Source organism: Vibrio sp. S234-5 (genome assembly GCF_000960595.1).
Lineage (GTDB): Bacteria > Pseudomonadota > Gammaproteobacteria > Enterobacterales > Vibrionaceae > Vibrio.
Map to the genome: position 1 here is coordinate 1 of NZ_JZAM01000107.1, position 1,854 is coordinate 1,854.

The window sequence follows — 1,854 nt, forward strand, 5'->3', positions numbered from 1 at the left end:
CTTGCCCGAAAATTGATTGAGGCAATTCGCTGAATTTCCAGCGCCAAAGAATAATTGTCCAGAAAACCGCGCCCACTGAAGCCAACTTGCCGAGAAACACCAAACTAAAGAGCCAAGGGAACAAAGAACAATCATAAACCACTGACTTTTGGTGATTAAGCATAACGCCGCGTTAAGGGGTGCAGGCACGTAATACAAAAGCCACCGCACAGTGCCATAACCACCAAACCCAACGCAAACTGAAAATGCCACGCGTGCCAAATCCCACTTGAACGCTTTGTTATGCTTAAGCTTCAATGACTTACGCTTTACCAGAACCGAGATTAACTCGACTTTAACTCACAAACAAAAGCCAAAAACCAAAAAACTGAAATGACTCATAATTTTGAAAATCAGACTTCGAATTTTGGCAACTCAAGCCCAAAAACTTGTGGTCAAAATACTGATTGAGCCAGCCGCACCTACCGCGCACTTACTCGTAAATTGACTTAGGCAACATTCTGAACTTCCAGCTCCAAAGAATAACTGTCCGGAAAACAGCGCCAAACGAAGCCAACTTGCCGACAAGCTCAAAACTAACCAGCCGAGGGAACAAAGAAAAAAGATAAACCACTGATTTTTGGTGATTAAGCATAACGCCCGCTTAAGTGGTGAGCAACGCAATACGATGTTACCGCACACCACCTAAATCACTAAGTTTACCGCAAACCACAAATGCCACGCGTTGCGAATCCGTCTTAAAGCGTTTGTTATGTTTAAGCTTCAAGGGCTTACGTTTTACAAAAACCAAGATTAACTCAGCGTTGACTCACAAACAAAAGCCAAGACCTAAAAAACTGAAATGACTCATAGATTTGAAAAACAGACTTCGAATTTTGGCAACTCAAGCCCAAAAACTTGTGGTCAAAATACTGATTGAGCCAGCCGCACCTACCTCGCACTTACTCGAAAATTGACTGAGGCAACACTCTGAATTTCCAGCTCCAAAGAATAAATGTCCGGAAAACAGCGCCAAACGAAGCCAACTTGCCGACAAGCACAAAACCAACAAGCCGAGGGAGCAAAGAAAAGATGCAACCAACTGATCTGACGTGATTAAACATAACGCCCTGCTAAGGGGTGAGCAATGCACTGCGAAAGCTACCGCACAACGCTTTAATCACAAAACTCACCGCATGCTAAAAATGCCACGCATTGCGAATCCCGCTTAAGCAGTTTGTTAGCTTAAATTTCAGCACTTTAGATTGACCAAAATTGAGATTAACCCGATTTGGGAAACCAACAAACCACTTGAGTTTTAAAACCCGAATTGACTCAAACTTTGTGGTCGTTCATTTGCTTTGAAACCAGTAAATTTTGCGAATTCATTTCCTTAGAACTCAAAGCGAAAGTAAAACTGCCAAAGCGAGTTTGCGCCAAACTGACTGACCTCGCGCAACCCCAAAACTCAATTGAGGCAACTGCTCAAGACTTGCGCTGGCAAATAATGCTGATTTGCCGAGAAACCTGAACGAATGGCCAAGGGAAGAAAGAAAAGACCACAACCAATTGATTTTATTTGTTTTAAGCTAACGCCGCACTAAGCGGCTAAAAATAGTGGGCTAAAATACAAGCGAAGCGCAGTAGCCCACTGTTTTTAGTCCGCTTGAGTGCCTTGTTAGTTGCCGTTTTGTAACGACACAAACTGCAACACATTACGCTTTACTAAAACCTAACTGCCCCGCTTGTTGCCGAAAGCCAATACAAGAATGAAGCCCGTATTTAGCATGCAAAAGTCTGGTGAGCTTTATGCCGCTAAGGTTTTAATAAAAAGCAAAGCTCTATTAGCGGCAGACTCAACACTGCGGCTGAATG

At 43.3% G+C, this 1,854-nt stretch carries 1 protein-coding gene; it reads right to left on the bottom strand.

Translation table 11 applies throughout. From position 1 onward, the window contains the following. Positions 1-297, bottom strand: a 297-nt coding sequence (locus UF06_RS28280) for a hypothetical protein (RefSeq protein WP_206778253.1), incomplete at its 3' end; no start/stop codon positions are given. Between the last annotated feature and the right edge of the window lie 1,557 nt (positions 298-1,854).